This is a genomic window from Actinomycetota bacterium, assembly GCA_036280995.1.
Classification (GTDB): Bacteria; Actinomycetota; CALGFH01; order CALGFH01; family CALGFH01; genus CALGFH01.
Map to the genome: position 1 here is coordinate 1 of DASUPQ010000342.1, position 3,598 is coordinate 3,598.

Here is a 3,598-nt window from a genome sequence, read left to right on the forward strand (position 1 = left end):
CTACCCGAATGGTGCTGGGGGCTCCTGGCCCCGCAGTGACCCCGACAAGCCTGACCGGCCCCGGCCACGCAAGCCGCTCCGACACCCTGGTGGAAGCACACCGCCCTACCAGAAGCATCTCTACAGGAGGCATCTATGGACCCCAATGACCGCACCACCGACACCGGCATGCTCGGCAGTGACGCTGAGAACCCTGGGCCCGGCCGCGACACCCGCCAGACCGACCCCGCCGCCACCGCCGGCGCGGAGGATTCGGAGGCCACCGCGGCCATGTCCCACCCCGACCCTGACCGCACTCGGCTCGGCAGCCACGAACCTGGCCCGGCTCGGCACTAGCCACTGCCCTGTTCACCGGAGGAGGCGGCGTGCCTGATCGTCATCCCGACCATGACCTCCTGCGCGAGCTGGAGCCGGTGGCCGAGCAGCTGCTGAACCGGCATCTGTCCATGGCCAAAGACTGGCTGCCGCATGAGTACGTGCCCTGGAGCCTGGGTCGCGACTTCGACACAGAGCCCTGGACCCCCGATCAGCCGCGGCTGACCGGCGTCGCCCAGGCCGCCTTCGAGGTCAACCTGCTCACCGAGGACAACCTGCCCAGCTACCACCACCAGCTGCTGGCCAGCTTCGGCCGCGACCGGGCCTGGAGGACCTGGTCGCACCGCTGGACGGCCGAGGAGGGCCGCCACGCGATCGTGCTCCGCGATTATCTGCTGGTCACCCGCAACCTCGACCCGGTCGCCCTGGAACGCGGACGCATGGCCACCATGCAGCAAGGGTGGACGCCGGACACGACGGCGTTGGGGCTGATGGCCTATGCGGCCTTCCAGGAGTTGGCCACCCGGATCTCCCACCGCAACACCGGCCGCTATTCCGAGGACCCGGTGGCCGACAAGATCATGCTGCGGGTGGCCGCCGATGAGAACCTGCACATGATGTTCTACCGCGACATCGTGGCCGCCGCCCTCCAGGTCGATCCCTCGGCCGCGGTCGAGGCGATCACCGGAGAGGTCATCGGCTTCGGCATGCCGGGAGCCGGCATCGAGGGCTTCACCCGCAAAGCCCTGCAGATGGCCCAGGCCGGCATCTATGACCTGCGCATCCACCACGACGAGATCCTGTGGCCGCTGCTGCGCTACTGGAACTTGTTCCAACTTGAAGGACTGCACCCGCGGGCCGAACAGGCCCGGCAGCGGCTCGCCGCCCACCTGGCCAAGATCGACCGACTCGCCAGCCGGTTCGAAGCCAAACGCGCCGCCACCGCCACCGCCAACGAACAAAGCGCGGCCGGCTGAGCACGCAGCACCAAACTCGGCCCCCACCTGCCTCTGGAACCGACGTCGTCACAGTCATTCCAAGCCGCTACCGGTCACTGTCCGGGCCTAGGGCTGCTCTTCATGGGCGTCCTGGTCCTTCTCGTGACAAGGACAAGACATGGAGCACCCCATGATCCTGGGGACGATCCGATTGGGTGCTTTGGAGCCGATGCCACCGACCCCGCACACCACGGAAACAAGGCAGATCCAGGCTTAGCGTAGAGGCCGGACCAAACTCGGGTGGGAAGGCAGACATGGCCACCGACGAAGCGATCGAGCAGCGGCTCGGGGAGGATCCCGAGGACGAACAGGTCAAGGAGCGACTGGAGCGCGAGCACGGCGAATTGCTTGAGGAGCTGCGCGCCCTCATCCCCGGCGCCGAGGTCCTGTTCGGCTTCCTGCTCGCCATCCGCTTTACCGCCCAGTTCACCGACCTGAACGCAGTCCAGCGCTACGTCTACTACGGCACGCTGGTAAGCACGGCGGTCTCGCTGGTCCTGCTGCTCGCCCCCTCCGCCTACCACCGCCTCCGCTTCCGCGAAGGCGACAAGGACGCGATGGTCCGCAAGGGCAACCGGGAGGCGATTGCAGGGACAGGCGCCATCGCCTTGGCCTTCACGGGCGTGCTGTACCTGATCACCGACCTGGTCTTTACCACCCAAGCCGCGATCGCGGTCGCGCTCGTCTTCTTCGCGCTGACCTCGTGGCGCTGGTGGGCGATCGCGCTATATCGCAAGGCCCGCGAGTGAGCAGAGGCCAAGCAGAACCCCGGCCCGTGGGCAGTCCGGTCATTCTCTTGGTCATTCTCCCTGCCGTAACGCAACGGGTCAGGAACGCACTGGATGGACGAGCCGGCCGACACGAGCAGCCAGAACAGACCTGGCTGGTACCTGCTGGACGAAGGCGTTTCGACTCGTAATCGGAAGGTCGTCGGTTCGAATCCGACCTCGGGCTCCATTTGTGCTGGTGGAAGGCTATCAAGCAAGACGAGCACACGCGGGTGGATCAGGCGGTGGCAACCTGAGCGCCCTGATCGGACGTCGGTACACCTTCGGACTGGCCCCGGGGGAGTGTTGCGACCACGCGTGCCCAACGGCGCAAAACCCGTGACCCAGCCCACCGGGGCGCACAGCGTCAGCGACCGATGCCCACCGGGAGGGGTCCTAGTAGCGCCGATGCTCGGATGCTAGATTGGTCGAAACCGCCAGTTCGGCCCGTATGGGGGGAGCCTAGGCGGATTGTCTCTTCCGGATGAACCTCGGGCGATGAGGGACCACGACCGGCCCGGCGAAGGGCGGCAGGCGGGATCCCCGGCGTGGGCGCCGCCGGACGAGGCGACGCTCCGGTCGCTGATCGACCAGGTCCCCGTGACGGTCTACATCGACCGCCTCGACGACATCAGCTCCAACGTCTACATGAGCCCACAGCTCGAGTCCGAGCTCGGTTACTCGACCGAGGAATGGGCCGTCGACGAGGAGCTGCTCCTCAAGGTCCTCCACCCGGAGGACCGCGAACGCGTGCTCACCGAGCACCGGCGGTCGCGCGACACCGGCGAGCCGTTCTGCATGGAGTACCGCATGGTCGCGCGCGACGGGACCGTCCACTGGTTCCTCGACCAGGCGACGGTCATCCCCCACGAGGCGGGTGCGCCGAAGTTCCATCACGGCTTCCTCCTCGACATCACCGAGCGCAAGGAGCTGGAGGAGGCGCTCCGCCGCAGCGAGGAGGAACTTCGGCGGCAGAACCGGTACGTCGAGTCGCTGCTCGAGATCAGCCCGATCGCGATCGTCACCCTCGATCTCGACAGGGTGGTGACGTCATGGAACCTGGCTGCCGAGGCGCTGTTCGGCCATACGCGGACGGAGGCGATCGGGCGTGACCTCGACGACCTCATCGCGGATCGAGACGACCTCCGGGCGGAGGCGGTCGGCTACTACGACGAGCTGGTCCCGGGCGGGCGCTTCCGGGCCATGACGCGGCGTGGCCGGAAGGACGGCACGCTCGTGGACGTCGAGCTCTTCGCGGTGCTGGTGACGGTGGAGGGTCGGCCGACTGGATACCTCGTCGTCTACCACGACGTCACCGCGCTCAGGGCGCAGCACGAGGCCGAGCGGCGCTATCGAAAACTCGTCGAGCAGCTCCCACTCGTGACGTATGTCGATGAGGCGGTCCCGGTCGCCTCGTCGATCTACGTCAGCCCTCAGGTGGAAGGCCTGCTCGGCTACCCCCCCGAGGACTGGCTGGCCGATCCCGGGTTCTTCCCCAAGCTCCTGCACCCCGACGAC

The 3,598-nt window shown here is 67.4% G+C and carries 4 protein-coding genes; all 4 read left to right on the plus strand.

The window, feature by feature from the left end:
* Positions 1 to 135 precede the first annotated feature (135 nt).
* A complete protein-coding gene (locus tag VF468_11735) occupies positions 136 to 336 on the plus strand; it encodes a hypothetical protein (protein ID HEX5878970.1) in 201 nt (66 codons plus the stop codon).
* Positions 337 to 365: 29 nt separating this feature from the next.
* Positions 366 to 1,292 (plus strand): acyl-ACP desaturase, encoded by a 927-nt coding sequence (locus VF468_11740; protein ID HEX5878971.1) that lies wholly within the window; start codon positions 366 to 368, stop codon positions 1,290 to 1,292.
* Positions 1,293 to 1,567: 275 nt separating this feature from the next.
* Complete coding sequence (locus tag VF468_11745; protein ID HEX5878972.1) at positions 1,568 to 2,062, plus strand: DUF6328 family protein; 495 nt, start codon at positions 1,568 to 1,570, stop codon at positions 2,060 to 2,062.
* Positions 2,063 to 2,578: 516 nt separating this feature from the next.
* On the plus strand, positions 2,579 to 3,598 hold a 1,020-nt coding region (locus tag VF468_11750; GenBank protein ID HEX5878973.1), incomplete at its 3' end, for a PAS domain S-box protein.